Origin of the sequence: Aeromonas sp. 602658 (genome assembly GCF_049173005.1) — a bacterium.
Classification (GTDB): Bacteria; Pseudomonadota; Gammaproteobacteria; order Enterobacterales; family Aeromonadaceae; genus Aeromonas; species Aeromonas veronii_A.
The window spans coordinates 16,959-37,953 of record NZ_JAAKRF010000001.1 but is presented as its reverse complement, the minus strand read 5'-3'; the positions used below and the strand labels follow the sequence as shown (position 1 = coordinate 37,953).

The 20,995-nt window shown below is 58.8% G+C and carries 14 protein-coding genes; 6 read left to right on the top strand and 8 right to left on the bottom strand.

Going from position 1 to position 20,995, the window contains the following annotated elements:
* Position 1 precedes the first annotated feature (1 nt).
* From hyfB to G5253_RS00135, 4 genes are all read right to left on the bottom strand, one after another.
* Positions 2-1,873: a hydrogenase 4 subunit B gene (gene hyfB / locus G5253_RS00150; protein ID WP_266133973.1), complete on the bottom strand. Its 1,872-nt coding sequence runs from the start codon at positions 1,871-1,873 to the stop codon at positions 2-4.
* Complete coding sequence (locus tag G5253_RS00145) at positions 1,873-2,538, bottom strand: 4Fe-4S dicluster domain-containing protein (protein WP_266133974.1); 666 nt, start codon at positions 2,536-2,538, stop codon at positions 1,873-1,875. The genes hyfB and G5253_RS00145 overlap by 1 nt, the downstream gene beginning before the upstream one ends.
* Before the next feature lie 669 nt (positions 2,539-3,207).
* Entirely contained in the window at positions 3,208-5,076 is a 1,869-nt protein-coding gene (kup, locus tag G5253_RS00140; protein ID WP_088869065.1) for a low affinity potassium transporter Kup, read from the bottom strand.
* A gap of 743 nt (positions 5,077-5,819) precedes the next feature.
* Complete coding sequence (locus G5253_RS00135; RefSeq protein WP_247822865.1) at positions 5,820-6,899, bottom strand: YcjF family protein; 1,080 nt, start codon at positions 6,897-6,899, stop codon at positions 5,820-5,822.
* A 732-nt stretch (positions 6,900-7,631) separates the two neighbouring features.
* Here G5253_RS00135 and G5253_RS00130 point away from each other — a divergent pair.
* From G5253_RS00130 to fdhD, 5 genes are all read left to right on the top strand, one after another.
* Positions 7,632-8,231, top strand: coding sequence for a 4Fe-4S dicluster domain-containing protein (locus G5253_RS00130; RefSeq protein WP_266133975.1), 600 nt, complete (start codon positions 7,632-7,634; stop codon positions 8,229-8,231).
* Positions 8,232-8,277: 46 nt separating this feature from the next.
* Entirely contained in the window at positions 8,278-10,422 is a 2,145-nt protein-coding gene (gene fdhF / locus G5253_RS00125) for a formate dehydrogenase subunit alpha (RefSeq protein ID WP_266133976.1), read from the top strand.
* Positions 10,423-10,517: 95 nt separating this feature from the next.
* Positions 10,518-10,916: a hypothetical protein gene (locus G5253_RS00120; protein WP_139441460.1), complete on the top strand. Its 399-nt coding sequence runs from the start codon at positions 10,518-10,520 to the stop codon at positions 10,914-10,916.
* A gap of 416 nt (positions 10,917-11,332) precedes the next feature.
* Positions 11,333-13,462 carry a sigma 54-interacting transcriptional regulator gene (locus tag G5253_RS00115; protein WP_266133977.1) on the top strand — a complete coding sequence of 710 codons (2,130 nt, stop codon included), beginning with the start codon at positions 11,333-11,335 and terminating at the stop codon, positions 13,460-13,462.
* Entirely contained in the window at positions 13,459-14,292 is an 834-nt protein-coding gene (gene fdhD, locus G5253_RS00110) for a formate dehydrogenase accessory sulfurtransferase FdhD (protein WP_266133978.1), read from the top strand. The genes G5253_RS00115 and fdhD overlap by 4 nt, the downstream gene beginning before the upstream one ends.
* A gap of 101 nt (positions 14,293-14,393) precedes the next feature.
* Here the strand turns inward: fdhD and asd are convergent, their stop codons facing one another.
* The 4 genes from asd to G5253_RS00090 all read right to left on the bottom strand — a co-directional run bounded on the left by asd (position 14,394) and on the right by G5253_RS00090 (position 19,028).
* Positions 14,394-15,506: an aspartate-semialdehyde dehydrogenase gene (gene asd / locus G5253_RS00105; protein ID WP_111806839.1), complete on the bottom strand. Its 1,113-nt coding sequence runs from the start codon at positions 15,504-15,506 to the stop codon at positions 14,394-14,396.
* A 362-nt stretch (positions 15,507-15,868) separates the two neighbouring features.
* Positions 15,869-17,164 (bottom strand): D-amino acid dehydrogenase, encoded by a 1,296-nt coding sequence (locus tag G5253_RS00100; RefSeq protein WP_266134004.1) that lies wholly within the window; start codon positions 17,162-17,164, stop codon positions 15,869-15,871.
* A gap of 179 nt (positions 17,165-17,343) precedes the next feature.
* Positions 17,344-18,864, bottom strand: coding sequence for a cryptochrome/photolyase family protein (locus tag G5253_RS00095; protein ID WP_266133979.1), 1,521 nt, complete (start codon positions 18,862-18,864; stop codon positions 17,344-17,346).
* Positions 18,864-19,028 carry a DUF2256 domain-containing protein gene (locus G5253_RS00090; protein WP_082035409.1) on the bottom strand — a complete coding sequence of 55 codons (165 nt, stop codon included), beginning with the start codon at positions 19,026-19,028 and terminating at the stop codon, positions 18,864-18,866. Before G5253_RS00090 ends, G5253_RS00095 begins: the two co-directional genes overlap by 1 nt.
* Positions 19,029-19,488: 460 nt before the next feature.
* On the opposite strand from G5253_RS00090, the gene G5253_RS00085 reads away from it, so the two are divergent.
* Positions 19,489-20,874, top strand: a complete 1,386-nt coding sequence (locus G5253_RS00085) for a tryptophanase (RefSeq protein ID WP_266133980.1) — start codon at positions 19,489-19,491, stop codon at positions 20,872-20,874.
* Positions 20,875-20,995: the final 121 nt, after the last annotated feature.

Here is a 20,995-nt window from a genome sequence, read left to right as displayed (position 1 = left end):
ATCAGACTCCTACTGCCATCAGGATAAAGAGCGCCAGCACAACGCCATGCAGCAACCAGCCGGTCGTCCCGCTGGTATCGCTCACCCCGTGCAGGGCGCTGGCCAGATCGAGCTGCGGCTGCTTGCGATAGAGCGGCGCGCAGAGTTGGCGCAAGGTGTGGGTGACACCGCCAGAGGTGAGGCTCATGCGCTCCTCGTAGGCGTAACCACAAGCCCACGGGGTGCCAGCGTGACGACGACCTAGCTTGGGCCCCTTGAAGATGGCCAGTACCAGCAGCGGGATGAGGAACAGCCCCAGCAAGGTGATGGCGATAACGGGTGGGGAGAGGATCGCCTGGCTGCTATCCAGCGGCAGCAGGGTGGCGCCGGTGGCCACGTTCATTTGGTCGCTTACCAAGGCTTGGCCATAGCTGGCGATATGGGGGGCAATCCAGGGGGCGCCCAGACCCAGCACCAGACAGACCGCAGCCAGCAGCAGGGTGCCTGCCACCATGGCGCCCGGCACTTCGCGGGCGTGGCTCGCTTTCTCGCTGCGCGGTGCGCCGCAGAAGCAGATGCCGTAGACCTTGACGAAACACATCACCGCCATGGCGCCGGTCACCGCCAGCATCACTACCGCGAGCGGGGCGACGACAGAGGTGCCGAGTTTGGTCATGGAGAGCAGGGATTGGTAGATAAACCACTCGCTGACAAAGCCGTTCAGCGGCGGCAGCGCCGAGATGGCCATGGCACCGATGAGGAACGCCAGCGCGGTCCAGGGCATCAGTTTGGCCAGCCCCCCCATCTTGTCCATGTCGCGGGTGTGCAGGCGGAACATCACAGAGCCGGTACCCATAAAGAGCAGGCTCTTGAAGATGGCGTGGTTGAGCAGGTGATAAAGCGCACCGAGCAGCCCCAGCACCACCAGCGCCGGTTGCTGGTTGGCGATGCCGATCATGCCGATCCCCATCCCCATCAGGATGATGCCGATGTTCTCCACCGTGTGGTAGGCGAGCAGCCGCTTGAGATCGTGCTCGGCCAGCGCAAACAGCACCCCGAGCACTGCCGAGCAGGCGCCGAAGATCAGCACTACATAGCCCCACCAGAGCTGGCTGGCGCCGAGAAAATCGATGCTGACCCGCAAGATGCCAAAGAGACCCAGTTTTACCATGACGCCAGACATCAGCGCAGAAATATGGGACGGCGCAACGGGCTCGGCCACCGGCAGCCAGCCGTGCAGCGGCACGAAACCGGCGCGCAGGCCAAAGCCGCAGAAGCTGAGCAGGAACACCAGGGAGGCCAATCCGCCCGCCAGATGGTGCTCGCGCAGCGCGGCGAACTCCAGCGAGCCGCTTTCGCGGCAGAGCAGCCAGAAGGCGATCAGCACCAGTGCCATGCCGATATGGTTCATCACCAGATAGAGACGGCTCTGTTTGGCGGCCTCGGGGTTGGTCTTGACCAGCCAGTAGGTGGTGAGGGTCACCAGCTCGTAGCAGAGCAAGAAACCGAGCGCATTGTCGGCCAGTACCATGCCCACCATGGCAAAGAGGAAGAGGTTCATCAGCGCGCCGATGGCCACATCCCCCTTGCCCTGATATTCGCGGATATAGGCAAAGGAGTAGAGGGCGACGGCAACGCCGACGGTGCTAATCACCAGCAGCATCAGCGCGGAGAGCATATCCAGATGCACTGAGCCCAGCAGCCAGAGTTGGCCGTCGACGGGGGCGCCTTGAGCAAAGATCTGGATGGCGGCGACCAGACCCGCGAGTGACCCCAGCAGGGCAAAGCCGCTATTGAGGCGGTTGGCCAGTGCGGGCAGCTTTTGCAGGAGCAAACCGGCGGCAGCGCCCAGCAAAAAGAGCAGGAGCGTGGCCATAACAAGGGGGGACAACATCAGCGAACTCCCTCTGTGGTGGATAAATCGGATGCAGGGAGCGCCGTGGCGGGCGCCGAAAAGGCGGAGGCCCCTTGCGGGTTGGTGTCGGCCGCTTGCTGGCGACGGATACGGGCGGCGCGTTCGGTGTCGCCGTCATTGACCAGCCTCAGTGCTTGGGAGGGGCAGGCACCGACACAGGCCGGGCCGTCGGCGCGAAACTCGCACAGGTCGCACTTGACCGCGATGCTGCGCACCCCCGGCTCCCAGCTCAGCAGATCCTCGCCAAAGCAGCGCAGGCCGGCAGAGGTGGAGGGGTTGCTGGAGCGGATGGAGCAGGGGATATAGGTGTCGTAACTGGTGGCCATGGCCACCGGACGGCTGCCGCCGCTCTGGATGGCGCCAAAGGGGCAGGCCACGGCGCAGAGATTGCAGCCGATGCAGAGCGACTCGTTGAGTTGCACGCAATCGCCGGTCTGGCGAATTGCCTCGACTGGGCACACCTTGATGCAGGGGGCATCGTCACAGTGACGGCACTGAACCGGCATGGTCGCCTGCTCGTGTCGCATAACGGTTAAACGGGGGGCTTGCTGCAAACCTTGCGCCTTGTGTACTTCACTGCAGGCCGCCATACAGGTGCCACAGCCGATACAAAGCTTGGGGTCAGCGATAACGAAGCGGTTCATAGCCTACCTTGTCGTGTCGCGAACGGAGAAAGTAGGGGCAGGTTGGCAAGATACGGGCCAGAATGGTTTTTGCAGCGAAATTGGTTTTAAGTGGCTGTTTTTAAATAAATAAAAATCCTCGCGTAGTTGAGTGAACGCGCTGATGTGGCTGTCGAACTGTGACGTTCGTCACTTGTGACGAAGCCGCCGGGAGGGTTCGTCACCTTGGAAAACGCAGCATAAGTAGGGTGCAAAGAACGCAGTGAATTGCACCGTTGGCAACATATGGTCGCCGTGGTTTGCTCCCTTCTCCCCTCGCGGGAGAAGGGCTGGGGATGAGGGGGGAGGTCAGCCATATGGTCGCGGTGCACGGCGCTGCGCTTGTTGCCCCCTACGGCGGAGGTCTGTTCGGATAGAGGCCGCCTGTTTTGAGACCGTAGGTTCGATTAGCGAAGCGTAATCGGACGCACGAGAACGCAAATATATCGGCAGCATGCAGGGAGCAGGGTGCAAAGAACGAAGCGACTTGCACCGTTGGCAGCATATGGTCGCCGTGGTGTTCTCCCTTCTCCCCTTGCGGGAGAAGGGCTGGGGATGAGGGGGGAGGTAATCGGGTGTAACGGAAACAACAGAGGGAGGCCAATGCCTCCCTCTCTATTTGCTGACGTTTTCAATGCCATTAAGAGGCCATCAGATATCCACCTGCGAACCCAGCTCGATAACCCGGTTGGGCGGTATCTCGAACTGATCCGGGGCGCGCAGGGCGTTGCGCTGCAGCAGCATAAAGAGCTTGCCGCGCAGATAGAGATACCAGGGGCGGTCTTTCATGATGAGCGACTCGTGGGCCATAAAGAACGAGGTCTCCATCATCCGGCAACTGAGCCCCTCGGCGTTACAGCGGTGGAAGATCTCCTCCACGTTCGGGGTCTCGCGCCAGCCGTAGCTTGCCACCACCCGCCAGAAGGTGGGGGAGAGCTGCTCGATGCAGACCCGGCGCACATTGTGGACGTAGGGCACATCCTCCACCCGCAGGGTGAGCAGGATGATCCGCTCGTGCAGCACCTTGTTGTGCTTGAGGTTGTGCAGCAGCGCATGGGGGATCACATTGACCACCCGCGACATATAGACCGCAGTGCCGGCCACCCGGGTCGGCGGGGATTTCTCCAGCGAGGCGATCATCGGCTCAAGGGAGTTGCCGTGCTCGTTCAGGCGGCGAATAAGCTGGAAACGCTCGCTCTTCCAGCTGGTCATCACGGTGAACATCACCGCGCCCAGGGTGAGCGGCAGCCAGCCGCCGGAGAAGATCTTGGCGAGGTTGGCGGCAAACAGCGGCACGTCGATACAGAGCAGCGCGGCAAACAGGATGGCCACCAGATACTTGTTCCAGTGCCAGCTGTTCTTGGCCACCGAGCAGGAGAGGATGGAGGTGAGCACCATGGTGCCGGTCACCGCGATGCCGTAGGCCGCCGCCAGATTGCTGGAGTGCTCGAAGCTCATGATGACGATTACCACCGAGATATAGAGCATCCAGTTGATGACCGGAATATAGATCTGGCCGGACTCCTGCTCGGAGGTGTGAACGATGCGAATGGGGGAGAGATAACCGAGGCGCACCGCTTGCCGGGTCAGCGAAAAGACCCCGGAGATCACCGCTTGCGAGGCGATCACCGTCGCCATGGTTGCCAAGAGCAGCAGCGGCACCAGCGCCCACTTCGGCGCGAGCAGGAAGAAGGGGTTGGCAATGGCGGCGGGGTTACTCAGCAGCAGCGCCCCCTGACCGAAGTAGTTGAGCACCAGCGAGGGCAGCACCACGATAAACCAGGCGAGGCGAATTGGATTTTTGCCAAAGTGGCCCATATCCGCGTAGAGCGCCTCCACCCCGGTGATGGCCAGCACCACGGCGCCGAGGGCAAAGAAGGAGGTGGTCTGGTACTGGATAAAGAAGCGCACCGCCCAGATGGGGTTGAGCGCACCCAGCACCTCGGGGTTGTGGATGATGCCGCGCAGCCCCAGCACCGCCAGCGTCATAAACCAGATCAGCATGATGGGGGCAAACAGCTTGCCCACCATGGCTGTGCCATGTTTCTGGATGGCGAACAGCAGGGTCAGCACCAGCACCGAGAGGGTGACGATATAGGGGTCGAGGGCGGGGGTGAGAATGCTCAGACCCTCGATGGCCGACATCACCGACATCGCCGGGGTGATCACCACCTCGCCATAGAAGAAGCTGCCGCCAATCAGGCCGAGGATGATCAGCAGCGGCGTCCAGCGGGTGGAGGCGTTGCGGGTCGCCAGCGACATCAGGGTGAGAATGCCACCCTCGCCGGCGTTGTCGGCCCGCATCACAAAGGAGAGGTACTTGACCGACACCACCAGGATCAGCAGCCAGAAGATCAGCGAGAGAAAGCCGAGAATGGAGGCCGGCTCGACGCCGAACCCGAATTGACCTGACAGGCACTCGCGCAAGGTATAGAGCGGGCTGGTGCCGATATCGCCATAGACTACGCCAATCGCCGCCAGCATAACGCCGGGAGTGGCTTGTTGTTTATCACAGTTCATGAGTTCATCTTGTCAGTTTGATGTTTACACGTTTGCCAACGCACAGTTGCCCGACCTACCAGGAAAGTCGTGATATTTAATCGGGAGAGAATTAATGGATTGCGATGGGAAAGGGCGCTAACGGAATAGTGATCTGCTTGTCATGGAACACAGTCTGTTCATCTGTCATTAAGCTTATAATGACACACACTCTGCGGGTTCATGCTTAGGTATAAATAATCAAAACGTCCTTTTGAGTAAGGTTGTTAATTGGCCATTGATTGAAATATTCATGCGCTCTGCGGGCAACCGTTTGTTTTATCTGGGGAAGTGGTTTGGCCACTATTTTTTACCGGGTTGAGTGAAAAAAAGAAGATAAAATGGTGACTAATTAATTGCTGTCAGTATGACAAGGGGGAGGGGGTTGGGTAGCAATGGAGTCTGTATTTGTCAAGAAACAGCAAGCAAGTAGCAAGTAGGGTGCAATGAACGAAGTGAATTGCACCATTAATTAAAATGCAAGAGGCACAATTAGCTGTGCTTATTGCACTCTACGGTGCTGATTCCTTATTGAGGTTTTCACGATATCTTTAATAGGTACTCAGTTGAGGGGCAGAAGGCTTAGTATAAAGTAGCCCTCGTGATAAATCGCGAGGGCTACTGGAACTCAATAGGATGTTCTCTATATGCTAAGGTTGTGTTATCTCGCTATTAATAAATATATATTTATCATAGGCAGACCTACCCTTTAAATAACTATTAGACTATTGCTTTAACTTTTCCTTAAATGCTTTTGCAACATCTTCCCCAGTCAGCTTTTTGTCCGGGTCATTTTTTAAAAGTGTATACAGGGTCGCAATATAGGCTTCACCAAATGTTGTTGTGACCGTTGCAGCTACGGTGGCTGAAATCGCAGCGCCGGCAGTACTTCCTAGTCCTGGGAAAAACTTTAACAATGCACCTACAGCGGCCCTGCCGCCGAGACTACCAGCAACCGCAGTAAATGTACCACTTACTAATGAACCTAAAAATGCCTTGTTTGTATCTAATCCAAAAGCGAGGCTGATACCTGCGAGCATTCCTATTTGAATCGGAACAATGCCAACAGCATCGGAAAATGGAATAGGAATAGCTGCAATGCCCGCTGCAGATGTTGCGGCAGCTGCAACAATTTTATGAGATTGATTGAGCTTATGTTCCAGTTTAATTTGCTGGGATGCTGCAAAAGCTTTTTTTTGGCCTTCTGGTATCACCTCCATCGTTATATCTATAAGATCTTCAAGTCCATGAACAGGTATTGTATATCCTCCATCAAGAGTCAATGCAACCGAGTTTACTCTGACTACATTTTTCGCAAATGGGAATAAATCTTCAACAATGCTTTTAAAACCTTGATCCGATGATGCTGTTGTTATTACTATAATAACAGGCATTAACTCCGAAAGATTTCTTGCTAAAGATATTTCTGCCTCTTCAATGCGTCGCGCACCTTCGGCGATACAAATCCATGCAGCATGAATATGTTGCTGATGATCGGTATGTCCGTTGTTTATTTTTATAAACCCCATTAATTCGTCAAGAATTGGTTTATAGTCTTTGACTTCTAACCCTTTTGTATCATAAATGGATATTGGTACACCCTCTTTTGTTATTTTCTTAGTTGATTGTGTAATGGGCTTTCCTTGTCCAGTCGATGCTAGTCGACCTTGAAAAACAGTATTTATAAGAGTGCTTTTACCTACGCCAGTTTTTCCTGCAATCAATATGTTTGCAATTCCTCTTTTCTTCAGTGCATCATCATAAGCATCTGATATTATCTTGTTTAGTTCTAAGTTCTCATTCATGGTCTAATCTCTGTACTAGTCATGTTGTTCAATGTGACTAATTTCTGTATATCAATACATATTATTATAAAATTAGTCAGGCCTAGATAAAATAACCCATAATTATTAACACGATTTTATTGGAAAAGTCGCTATTCCTAAACTCCTACCCTCCAGTCTGCTTTTATTTATCTGCATTGTTTAAACTACCCGTTTCATAGGAACGACTCTAAACGGAGCTGGTTGCCATCTGGGACATGCTATCTGGTCGATTAAAAAACAGAAGAGGGAGGCATTAGAAACCCGATCTTGCTCAATAAAATTGTTAGTAGAAGGGCTTTTCTGCTCCCTTTGCTTTGCGTACCTTCCACAGCCGAGAGCCGGGTTAAACAAGGGGTTGCCGCTTTATCTCCTGTTGCGGAATGTACTATGTTGCACGGTTTGGTTCCCTCTGACCGATAGCGACTTATTTCCCCATGATTTCCCGTTTATCCATTGGGCAGGGCCCCGTCACCCAGTGTCGAGCTCGTCACTTTTGTCATGTCGATCACACTTCCCACCCCGTCGTCACCCTCGTCAGGGGTGGCAAATAGCACGTTTTTCTTTCTAATTACTTCTTTATTTTCAGTTGCTTGTGAATTTTTATCGCACCTTTGGCCCGTTTTGGTCTGATAAATGCTTTGTGGGGGGCTGGCCGCCTCTTTGCCTGTCGGCGGGCGGCCCGGTGTAACGAACCATTTAGGATCCCTCTCTATGAACAGCTTCGTGATTGCAGATCCCAGTCTCTGTATTGGGTGTCGTACCTGTGAGGTGGCCTGCGCCGTTTCACACCAGTCAGGGTCTTGCAGCGGGACCCTTGAGCGGGAGGGCGGCCTGCATCTTGCCATCGAGGATGGACATCTGGTCTCCAGGGACAGCTACTTTCAGCCGCGCCTGAAGGTGATCGTGGGCAGCAAGGTGACCACGCCGGTGCTCTGCCGCCAGTGTGAAGACAAGCCGTGCGCCATGGCCTGCCCGAACAATGCCATCGTCAGCGAGGATGGTTGCGTCAAGGTGTTGCAGGCGCGCTGCATCGGCTGCAAGTCCTGCGTGGTGGCCTGTCCTTACGGCGCCATGGCGGTGGTGCTCAAAGAGGTGCCCCCGGCTGCAGATTCGCTCTTCAAGCGTCCGCAGACCAAGGCGCAGGCGCTCAAGTGCGATCTCTGCCGTCACCGCGAGGCGGGCCCGGCCTGTGTCGAGGTGTGTCCGACCCAGGCGCTGCGGCTGGTCACGCCGGAGCATCTTGAAAACCTGAACCGGCAGAAACAGCTGGCCAGTGCCGAAGCACTGCTGGCGATGCCGGCGCGGGTGTGAGCGGGCTTGCCGAGCCGTTTTTCGTTAACAAACAAGAGTGTGAGTCATGAAAAAAGTCATTACCGTGTGCCCCTATTGCGGCACCGGTTGCAAAATCAACCTGCTGGTTGAAAACGACAAGGTGGTGGGGGCCGAAGGCGCCAACGGCCGGACCAACGAGGGGCAACTCTGCCTCAAGGGCTATTACGGTTGGGATTTTTTGAACGACACCAACCTGCTGACCCCCCGTCTCAAGAGCCCGATGATCCGCCGCGAGCGCGGTGGCAAGTTCGAGGCCGTCTCCTGGGACGAAGCGATCGAGTTCGCCAGCAGCCGTCTCTCTGCCATCAAGGCGAAATATGGCCCGGACGCCATCATGACCACCGGCTCTGCCCGTGGCCCCGGCAATGAAGCCAACTATGTGATGCAGAAATTTGCCCGTGCGGTGATTGGGACGAACAACGTCGACCACTGCGCGAGGGTGTGACACGCACCCTCAGTCTCCGGTCTGGAGACAACTGTAGGCAACGGCGCCATGAGCAACGCCATTCCCGAAATTCAAGAGACCAAGTGCCTGCTGGTGTTTGGTTACAACGCTGCTGACTCTCACCCCATCGTCGCCCGCCATATCCTCAAGGCGAAGGCAAACGGGGCCAAGGTGATTGTGTGTGATCCCCGTATGGTGGAGACCGCCCGCATCGCCGATCAGTGGCTGCCGCTCAAAAACGGTTCCAACATGGCGCTGGTTAACGCCTTCGCCAACGTGTTGATTAACGAAGGGCTCTACAACAAGGCCTTTGTCGCCAACTACACCGAAGGGTTCGAGACCTTCAAGGCGACGGTGGCCAAGTACACCCCGGAATATGTCGAGGGGATCACTGGCCTCAAAGCCGCGGATATCCGCGCCGCCATTCGCACCTATGCCGAGTCGCCTGCTTCCATGATCCTGTGGGGCATGGGGGTGACCCAGTACGGTCAGGCGGTGGACGTGGTCAAGGGGCTCGCGGGTCTGGCGCTGCTGACCGGCAACTTCGGTCGTCGTGGCACCGGTTGCGGGCCGGTACGTGGTCAGAACAACGTGCAGGGCACCTGTGATATGGGGATGCTGCCGCATCAGTTCCCGGGTTATCAGTCGGTGGCCGATCCCGAGATCAGCGCCAAGTTCGCCAAGGCGTGGGGCGTGGCGTCGCTCTCCCAAAAGCCCGGCTATCGCCTGACCGAGCTTGGCCACAAGGTGGAGGAGGGCAAGTGCAAGGCCTTCTACATCTTCGGTGAAGATCCGGCCCAGACCGAAGCAGATCTCGGTCAGTTCCGCCGCACTCTGGCGGGGATGGAGCTGGTGATCGTGCAGGATATCTTCATGACCCAGACCGCCGAGATGGCCGACGTTATTCTGCCCGCCACCAGCTGGGGCGAGCACGAAGGGGTCTACAGCTCGGCAGATCGCGGCTTCCAGCGTTTCTACAAGGCGGTAACGCCCCCTGAGAACGTGAAACCGGACTGGGCAATCTTCTCGCTGATGGCCACCGCCATGGGGTATCCCATGGAGTACCAGAATACCCAGGAGATCTGGGACGAGATGCGCGCCCTTTGCCCGCTCTATGCCGGGGTCAGCTACGACAAGATGGCCGATCTCAAGAGTGTGCAGTGGCCTTGCCCGACCGAGGATCACCCGGGCACCAGCACTCTGTTCGAGGGGAACGTGTTCACCACCCCGAGCGGCAAGGGTCAGCTGATCGCCTCCGAGTGGCGGCCGCCGCTGGAGCAGCCCTGTGCCGAGTACCCGCTGGTGCTCTCCACCGTGCGCGAGGTGGGTCACTACTCCTGCCGCTCCATGACCGGCAACTGCTCGGCGCTGCAGACCCTGGCCGATGAGCCGGGCTATGTGCAGATCCACCCGAGCGATGCCAAAAAGCTCGGGGTGAAGGATCAGGCGCTGGTCTGGATCTCGTCGCGCCGTGGCAAGGTAATTACCCGGGCCAACTACAACGACCGGGTCAACGCCGGGGTGGTCTACATGACCTACCAGTGGTGGATCGGGGCCTGCAACGAGCTCACCATCGAGCACGTCGATCCCGTCTCCCATACGCCGGAGTACAAGTACTGCGCGGTGAAGATCGAGCGCATCGACAATCAGCCTGAGGCGGAAGTGTACGTCCAGACTGAATACAGCGCGCTCAAGGCGAAATTGCGCAGCGCAGCCAAAGGCTGATCGCCCTAAAAAGAGGTTCTGCACAAATAAGGGAACCCGACTCGGATTTATCGAGTCGGGCACCCTTTTATTACCCAAAAAAAGGGGAGTAAATGATGCAACATGAAATTGGTCGCTTATTCGGACTTTTCTATATTGGCACCTATCTGGCGGCGATATTGCTGGGAATAGGTTGCTATATTTGGCGCGACGAGATGATATTTCTGCTCGGCTTCGGTTTTTTCGGCTGTTTTATGGCAGCGCGGCTCGCCATGGGCAGCGTATTTTCTGCCTTGAGTATTTCCAGTGCCTGGCTGATCGGGTTTATCTCCACCACCTTGATCAACGGCCTGCTGCTGGGGGTGATCACCCTGCTGATCTACCTCACTCACCAGAGCGTCACCACCGAGCTTGCCGACAACGCCAGCTGGCTGCTGATGGCCTTCCAGAGCTTGTCGGCCCTCTTTATCTTCGGTGGCCTGAAGTGCTGCCACAGCCGGATCATCACCTCATAAATTGCCGATGGATGGGCAGCAAACGCCATCTCGAAACCCGCAGCCAGCGAAGAGGAGAGGCAGATCTGACAGTTGACGGCGGCCCACTTTTCGGGCGCCTTAATTGAGATCAAGAACTGATGAAATATCCGGTTAAATATGGCCATCAGATATATTAAATCGGATTGTAATGAAATTTGAGCTCATCTATGATGAGTCGCCATTCCAATATATCTCCCGATAACGATGTTACTTTTTGTTGTCGTTCGTTAATAACAACTCTGGAATTGCAACATGCGACAATTTTCGTCACCGCTTTTCTTATTGGCAGCCGCTATTACGGGCTGCGGCTATTTATTTTGGTGACGGGTGCTTGTCGTGATGCGATGGCATGGACAGCCTGACTGGTGACTAAATCGATATAACGTGAGGCCGCAATGCTAAATGTGAGTGCCATCCCCCTGGACGAGATCTCTCCCATCTGGGACGACGGTTTCCTCCTGCTCTCCAAATCTCTCCTGTCGGCCGTGACGCTCGATGATTTTATCCACAAACTCAACAAGATAGATGCCAGCTTCGGCGGCGTAACCCGGGTCAACCTGATCCTCAACATGGGTGCGGACGAGGAGGCCATCTTCTACTTCATGGGACATTCCGGCCCAAAGCATCTGGTCTGCCCCAAGGCAGAGCTGCACCTCTCCCCCCGTCCTACCAAAGAGACCCCGGAACAGGCCATCATTCTCGCTGCCGCCCGCTTTGAGAATCGCTGCCCGGATCTGGATCGCGAAGGGGTCTACGGGGGGCTGCGCTCCTACTGCCAGCTCCCCATCACCACAGCCCGCAGCCACCTGGGTGGGGTCGAGTTTATCAACACCCAGCTCGACAGCTTCACCATGGAGACCCTGGCCAAACTGACCCAGCTGGCGGCCATTATCGCCATTGCGCTGGAGAACGTGCTCGACAAAGAGCGCACTCTGGAGCAGGCCAACTCCCTGCGCCTTGAGCGCGACAGCTGCAAAATTCTGGTGGATGTGACCAACGCGGTGATCAAACTGGTGCGCATCGCCGAGCTGCCCAAGAGCCTGTTTGCCATTCTGCACCACCACTTTGGCATCAGCAGCTTGTGTCTGGCGGAGTACAACGCCACCTCCGACAGCTTCAAGAGCTATCTGGTCAATCAGCACCAGAGCGATCAGCCGGGCATCATCGATCACTCCTGTTTTGAAAAGAAGTGCCTGCAGGGGGTCCTTGGTCATAGCGAGCCGTTTTTTGTCTATCGCGAACACGGCCACGGCTGCAGCAATCGCTGCCGCTTTACCTCCCAGATCCTGCCGCCCGAGGCCGACAGCTCCTGCATTTTGCCGCTGCGTTATCGGGGCAACCTGCTGGGGGTGTTGATCCTCTCGCATCCCAACGCCGACTTTTTTGCCGATATCGATATCTCTCTGCTGGAGCAGGTGGCGGCGCGCACCGCCATTGCCATGAACAACGTGCAGGCGCAGCAGGAGATCTCCAACACCAACGGCGCCAAAGAGAAGACCATTCGCATCAACGAGCCGCAGATGCAGGGGGAGTTCCCCAACATCATCTACCAGAGCGCGGTGATGGAGAGCGTGCTGGAGAAGGTGCGGCTGGTGGCCGAGAGCGACAGCACGGTGCTGATCCTCGGCGAGACCGGCACTGGCAAGGAGCTGATCGCCCAGGCCATTCACGCCCTGAGTGCCCGCCACGACCACGAGATGGTGAAGGTGAACTGCGCCGCCATTCCCACCGGCCTTATCGAGAGCGATCTCTTTGGCCACGAGAAGGGGGCCTTTACCGGCGCCCTGACCCAGCGGATCGGCCGTTTCGAGCGGGCCCACAAGGGCACCCTGTTCCTCGACGAAGTGGGGGATATGCCGTTGGACTTGCAGCCCAAACTGTTGCGGGTATTGCAGGAGCACGAGCTGGAGCGGGTGGGCAACAGCAACCCCATCGCAGTGGATGTGCGGCTGGTGGCCGCCACCAACTGTGATCTGCTCTCCATGGTCAAGAACAAGCGCTTTCGAAGCGATCTCTACTACCGCCTCAATGTCTTTCCCATCGAGCTGCCGCCGCTGCGGGAGCGGCGCGAGGATATTCCGCTCTTGGTCAATTTCTTTATCAAGAAGATTGCCAAGCGGATGCGCCGCACCATCACCTCGATCCCCGCCGATGCCATGAAGATGCTGGTGTCGCTGCCGTGGTACGGCAATATCCGCGAGCTGGAGAACGTCATCGAGCGCGCCGTGGTGATGACCCGCGGTCACGTGCTCAACCTCTCGCCGGAGGAGCTGATGCCCCTCAAGGGCTATCACAAGATTGAGACCCTGGTTTATGACGAGCCCGCTACACCGCTCTTTGCCGAGGGGCCGGAGGATGAGCGTGAAGCGATCATCGCCGCCCTGCGCGACTGCAACGGCATAGTCGCTGGCGAGCGGGGGGCGGCCAACCGCCTCGGCATGAAGCGCACCACCTTGCTCTCCAAAATGAAGCGGCTCGGCATCTCTGCCCGGGATCCCGAGATCATTGATGGGGTCGCACCATGAGAGAGCTACTTGAGCTGGAGGCGCAGAACGAACTGGCTCGCTGCGCCATCCATCGCGAGGTGGTGCACTACCGCGCCGATGCGCTGACCTGCGACAGCGAGATGGCGCTCCCCTCCGAGACGCCGGTGGCGCTGGTCTATAACGGCATAGCCCACAGCGTGATGATGTGCTCGGCCTCCGATCTGGAGGATTTTGCCATCGGTTTTTCGCTATCCGAGGGGATCATCGACAGCCTGCTCGATATCCACGATATCGAACAGATCGACGGCTGTCAGGGGATTGAGCTGCATATCACCCTGGCCAATCGCTGCGTTCACCGCCTCAAAGAGAAGCGGCGCACCATGGCGGGGCGCACCGGTTGCGGCATCTGCGGCAGCGAGAGTCTGGAGCAGGTGATCCGCACCCAGCCAAGCTTGCCCGACAGTCAGCGTCTGGCGGTAGGGCATATCGACAAGGTACTGAGCGCGCTGCGCCCGCTCCAGCTGCTGGGCCAGCGCACCGGCGCCACCCATGCGGCAGTGCATCTGGATGGAGAGGGAAACATTCTCGCCATTCGCGAAGATGTGGGACGCCATATTGCGTTGGACAAGCTGGTGGGCCACTTGTGCCGCAGCGGTCGCCGTGACGGTGCCATTCTGGTGACCAGCCGCGCCAGCTTCGAGATGGTGCAAAAGTGCGCCAGCGCCGGGGTGGAGATCCTGCTCGCCATCTCCGCCGCCACCGAGCTTGCGGTCGAGCGGGCCGAGCAGACAGGGCTGACGCTGGTGGGTTTTTGCCGCCCTGGGAGGGCCGAGATCTACAGCGGCTGTCAGCGTATCCTGCTCAAGTAATGGCAAGGCCGCAAACCCGCTAAACGGCTCATAAAAACTGGCAATGAAAAAGGGCGGGGAGTGTGACTCCCCGCCCTTTTTATATCTGCTTCTGTAGCGGATTAGCGCGCCAGCAGGATACGCAGCATGCGGCGCAGCGGCTCGGCGGCGCCCCACAGCAGCTGGTCACCCACGGTAAAGGCGGCCAGATACTCAGGGCCCATATTGAGTTTGCGCAGACGACCGACCGGAATGCTGAGGGTGCCGGTAACGGCCGCTGGAGTCAGCTCGCGGGCTGTGATATCGCGATCGTTGGGGATCACTTTCACCCAGTCGTTGTGGGCGGCCAGCAGGGATTCGATCTCCGCCAGCGGCACATCTTTTTTCAGCTTGATGGTGAACGCCTGGCTGTGGCAGCGCAGGGCGCCGATCCGCACGCACAGACCATCCACCGGAATAACGGCGTTTTCGATACCCAAAATCTTGTTGGTCTCGGCCTGACCCTTCCACTCTTCACGGCTCTGGCCGTTGTCGAGCTTGGTGTCGATCCAGGGGATAAGGCCACCGGCCAGCGGCACGCCGAAGTTGTCCACCGGCAGGGTGCCGGAGCGGGTCTTCTCGGTGATCTTGCGCTCGATGTCGAGGATGGCGGAGGCGGGGTCAGCCAGCTCGACCGCCACTTCATCCCGCAGCATCCCCATCTGGGTAACCAGCTCGCGCATATGGCGGGCACCGCCACCGGAGGCAGCTTGATAGGTGGCAACGCTGACCCACTCCACCAGATCGGCCTTGAACAGGCCACCGAGGGCCAGCAGCATCAGACTGACGGTGCAGTTGCCGCCAACGAAGGTCTTGATGCCATCGTTCAGGGCCTGCTCGATGACATCGCCATTGACCGGATCCAGAATGATGACGGCGTCTTTCTCCATCCGCAGGGAGGAGGCGGCGTCAATCCAGTAACCCTGCCAGCCAGCGGCTTTCAGGCGCGGATAGACATCCTTGGTGTAGTCGCCGCCTTGCGCTGTGATGATGATATCCTGCTTGGCCAGCGCCTCGATATCGAAGGCGTCTTGCAGAGTACCGGCATCGACGCCGAAGTTGGGAGCGGCCTCACCGGCCTGGGAGGTGGTGAAGAATGTGGGTTGAATATGGGCGAAATCCTGCTCTTCCTGCATCCGGCTCATCAGAACCGATCCCACCATGCCACGCCAACCGACCAAACCTACTTTTTTCATATTGTCCTACCCTGGATTGCTGCTAAAGAAACTCGTGGTGACACCCGTAACCCTTTGTCTGGCGACGCCTGTTTACAAGCGGTTTACAGGCCATTTAAAAAATATGCGCTGCGAAAAATGCGTCTATCCACATTACGGATTGTGGCGGCTTGCGCAAGTCGAATTGCGCAATATTCTGTGCCGTTTGCTGCATTAACCGGCAGCCAGAGCACCGCTCAGGTAGACGGGGAGGGAGAAGGTCAACATCAGATGAAAAGGCCACCGTTTATGGCGGTGGCCTGTCAATAAAGCGGTTGAGAACGTCCTCTGCTGCTGTCTGGGGGGCGCAGTTGGCGTGTGAAACAGCCCGACAGCTTAGGTGCTTAGCCGTAACGAGCCAGAGTGAGCCCCTCATCGCTGATGGCGGGCTCGCTGCCGCTGATGAGATCGCACAGAAGCTGACCCGAACCGGCCGCCATGGTCCAGCCCAGGGTGCCGTGGCCGGTATTGAGCCAGAGGCCGGGAATGGGGCTCGGCCCCACCAGCGGGGTGCCGTCCGGCGTCATGGGGCGTAGGCCGGTCCAGAATTCAGCCTTGCTGATATCGCCCCCTTCGGGAAAGAGATCCCCCACCACCATCGCCAGAGTGTCGTGGCGTCTGGGGTTGAGAGCGAGGTTGTAGCCCGACAGCTCCGCCATGCCGCCGACCCGGATCCGCTCGTCAAAGCGGGTGATGGCCACCTTGTAGGTCTCGTCGAGTACGGTACTGCGCGGCGCGGCGTCTGCGTTGATCATCGGCAGGGTGAGGGAGTAGCCCTTGACCGGATAGACAGGCAGCTCCAGCCCGAGCGGGCGCAGCAGCGGCCGCAAAAAACCGGTGGCATAACTGCCGAGCGCACAGACGATGGCATCGGCGCGATAGCGCTGCTCGCCCGCCCGCACCGCCACGGCTCGGCCACGGGCTTGCTCAATCTCGTCGATGTCGCAGCTGAAGACAAACTTGACCCCGAGCTTCTCGGCTTCAAGGGCAAGGGCCTTGGTGAAGCGGAAGCAGTCGCCGGTCTCGTCGCCGGGCAGACGCAAGCCGCCGACGATTTTGCCGCGCACCCGCGCCAGCGCAGGCTCTGCCGCTTCGCAGCCGCTGGCATCCAGCGACTGGTAAGGGACGCCATACTCCTCCAGCACCTCGATATCGCGCTGGCTGGCATCGAGCTGGGACTGGCTGCGAAACAGCTGCAGGGTGCCGAGCTGGCGCCCTTCGTAATCGATATTCAGCTCGTCGCGCAGCAGCTTCATGCAGTCGCGGCTGTATTCGGCCAGACGCACCATGCGCCCCTTGTTGGTGGCATAGGCGGTCGGAGTGCAGTTGGCGAGCATTCTGAGCATCCAGCGAAGCTGGAAGGGGTCGGCGGTGGGGCGCACGGTGAAGGGGGCATGCTTTTGCAGCATCCACTTGGCGGCTTTGAGGGGAATGCCGGGGGCCGCCCAGGGGGCTGCATAACCCGGGGATATCTGCCCGGCGTTGGCATGGCTGGTTTCAAGGGCAACGCCCCCTTGTCGCTCCAGCAGGGTCACCTTGTGACCCGCTTTGGCCAGATACCAGGCGCTGGTTACCCCAATCACGCCGCCACCGAGAACCACTATCTCCATATCGTCTTTCCTTAGACTCGTTTTTCTGATGTTTGGTTGATGGAAACCTTGATGTGGCCACCACCATAATCAGCCGCCACAGGATATTCAACCGCTCTGCGCAGGATTGGGATCTCCGTCTGCTTGCCTGTCACAAGCTGGTGTTTGGTGCGATGGTGAGCCTGATTGCCAGCGCAAAGCGCTGCGCTGTTGTGAGGGACATGGCCCGCTTACAACTGCTCCAGCTTGATCAGGTAGTGCTCCGCCGTGGCCAGAATGGCCTGCTGTTGTTCTGCGGCTTGGCCATCCCAGTTGGCATAGGGGAGGGCGAGGCGGGGATTGCCGCCCAGTTTGTCCCGATTGCGCCAGAGAAAGTGCCAGTAGAGGCTGTTGAAGGGGCAACTCCCGTCGCCGTGGCGGGCTTTGACCTGATAGTGGCACCCCTTGCAGTAGTGGCCCATCCGCTCGAGATAGGCGCCGCTGCTGGCGTAGGGCTTGCTGCCCATCAGGCCGCCATCGGCAAACTGGCTCATGCCGCGGGTGTTGGGCAGCTCCACCCACTCGATGGCATCCACATAGATGCCGAGATACCACTGATCCACCTCGTCAGGATCGATCCCCGCCAGCAGGGCAAAGTTGCCGGTCACCATCAGCCGTTGGATATGGTGGGCGTAACCGTGTTCCAGAGACTGACGAATGGCGTGGCGCACGCAGGCCATTCTGGTTTCGCCGCTCCAGAAGAAACCCGGCAGCGGCCGGTTGGCCTCGAGAAAATTGGTCTGCTGGTAGTCAGGCATCTTCTCCCAGTAGAGGGCGCGGACAAACTCGCGCCAGCCGAGGATCTGGCGAATAAACCCCTCTACCTGCGCCAACGTGATGGTGCCCTGATTGGCCTGCCAGTGGGATTCGGCGGCCCGGATCACCTCAAGCGGATGAAGCATCTTGCTGTTTAGGGAAAACGACAGGCGGCTGTGAAACAGGCTCCAGCCCCGCTCGCTCAGGGCATCCTGATAGCGGCCAAAATGAGGCAGGCAATGGGCCAGAAAATGGGCCAGCAGCTCGCGACTCTGGCGCCTTGTGATGGGCCACGGCAGTTGGCTGGCATCCGCCTCGCCGATGGTGCTGACCCCCTGGCGGGTCAGCATGGCGTCAATCTCGCTCACCTCGTTGACAAAGGTGAGAGGGGCCGGGAGCGGCTGGCTCGCCGGCAGTTTGGCGCGGTTCTCGTCATCAAAATTCCAGCGCCCGCCAAGGGGTTGGCCGCGATCATCAAGCAGCACCCGGTATTGCTTTCGCAGGGCGCGGTAGAAGAACTCCATCCGGCTGTGGGGGTAGCGCTGCCAGCCATCGCGGGGGGTGAGAAAATGCTCGCTCTCCACCTCGGTGGCAGTGATGACAAGACCCGCCGCCCAGCTTTTCAACTGGCTGGCGAGGCGCCACTCGTCCGGGCTCTGCCAGGCAAAGCTGTCGGCCTGATGTGCTACGAGCTGAGCCTCCAGCAAGCCGGGCAAGTCGGGCCAGCGGGCGCTCTCATCCAGGGTCAGGTAACAGACGCGGTGGCCCGCTTGGGTGAGTGCTGCTGCGAAGGCGCGCATGGCGGCAAAGAAGGCCAGCACCTTTTGGCGATGGTGGCGGCAGTAGTCGGTCTCCTGGCGCAGCTCCGCCATCAGGTAGCAGATTGCCGGATCCGGGGTGCGAAACCAGCTGTGACCGGCGTTCAGCTGATCGCCGAGAATCAGGCGCAGCTCCATCAGACTGGCTCCCCGTTATGTTGGCAGCTGCAGTGACGAGCGTGGCGACAGCGCTCGCTGCAGTAGCGAACCTCCTCCCAGCTGCGTGCCCACTTGCGCCGCCAGCTGAAGGGGCGTTGGCAGACGGGGCAGATCTTCTCGGGGAGATGGGGTTTGCGATGCATGATGGCTTCCGGCCTTGGCTGATGGGGGATGTGGCGTGTGGCTAGGGAGAATAACGAACCGGGGGGGGGGGCGGATCAACCTCACTGCCTGTTTGCCGCGCAGATGCCCACTTTGTGAGCGGGCGCACAGCCCGTCGGTGCGCCCCTTGTTTGCAAATTAACCAGCCGTTAACGTGGCGAGGCTGCCTGTTGGCAGCACCCATCAATGGATCTTGTTGGCCACCGACTGTCTACAACCGATATGGAGGGGAGTGATGCCAATCATGACAGCTACGCCCCGGGCAGCTTGCCTGCTCGCCCACTGGTATACCCGGGATCCCATTCTCACCTTCGACTTTCCTCACCGCTGATTGGCGGCTCCCGCCGTTTGAATTTGTCAGCCGGACGAACCTGATCGCCCCGGCCTCTTTTCCAATCCTGATTTCAAACACACTGGCCCAGCGCCGGTGAGGAGTCTTTTATGCGTCGTATACCCGAGCCGTTTCGTATCAAGATGGTCGAGCCCATCAAACAGACCACTGGCGCTGAGCGTCGCGCCGCCCTAGAGGCCGCTGGCTGGAACCCCTTCCTGCTGCTGGCTGAAGATGTCTATATCGATCTGCTGACCGACAGTGGCACAGGTGCCATGTCTGACCGTCAGTGGGCTGGCATCATGATGGGGGATGAGGCCTATGCGGGCAGCCGCAACTTCGTCGAGCTGGAGCGCGCGGTGCGCGAGATCTTCGGCTATCAGCATGTAATGCCCACCCACCAGGGGCGCGGGGCCGAGCAGATCCTCTTCCCCGAGCTGGTCAAGCGCTGCAAGGGCAAGGCGCCGGTCTTTATCTCCAACTACCACTTCGATACCACCAAGGCCCATGTGGAGTTGGCTGGCGCGCGGGCCATCAACCTGCTCACCCCGAAAGCCCTCGACACCACGGCTCCTTATGCCTGGAAGGGGGACTTTGATCTCCCTCGCCTGACCGACACCATCGAGACCCTGGGGGCCGACAACGTGGCCGGCATCATCATCACGGTCACCTGCAACAGCGCGGGTGGCCAGCCGGTCTCCATGGCCAATATGCAGGCGGTCTCGGCGCTGGCCCGTCGTCACCATATTCCGGTGGTGATCGACGCCGCCCGTTTCGCCGAGAACGCCTGGTTTATCAAGGCGCGTGACCCGGCCTATGCCAAACACAGCATCAAGGAGATAGTGCGCCAGATGTTTGCACTGGGGGACATCTTCACCATGTCGGCCAAGAAGGACGGGCTGGTCAATATCGGCGGGCTCTGCTGCTTCAAGGAGGATCTCGACCTGTTCCGCGCGGTGCAGGTGCGCTGCGTGGCGATGGAGGGGTTTGTCACCTATGGCGGCCTTGCGGGGCGGGACATGGCTGCGCTCGCCATTGGCCTGCGCGAGGGGATGGATGAGGAGTATCTCACCTATCGCATCAGTCAGGTGGCTTATCTGGGTGAGCGGCTGGCCGAGGCGGGGATCCCGATCCAGACCCCCACCGGCGGCCATGCGGTCTTTGTGGATGCCAAGAAGCTGCTGCCCCATATTCCGGCCGAGCAGTTCCCCGCCCATGCGCTCGCTTGCGAGCTCTATCTGGAAGGGGGTGTGCGCGGGGTGGAGATTGGCTCCCTGTTGCTCGGGCGCGATCCCGCCACCGGCAAGCAGGAGGCGGCGGACTTCGAGCTGTTGCGTCTGACCATTCCGCGCCGGGTCTACACCCGGGATCACATGGACTATGTGGCCGACTGCCTGATCGCGGTGAAAGCGCGGGCCAGCGACATTCGCGGGCTTACCTTCGACTATGAACCGCCGTTGCTGCGTCACTTCACTGCGCGGCTGAAACCGGTCTGATCAGCAACCGGTCAGACGGGGTGATCAACCGCGCCAAGCCGTGAAGATCAAGGGCCGCTCCCGGTTAAACGGCACAGTAAAAAAGCCCCCGCACCAAGGTGCGGGGGCTTTCGTTTATCGA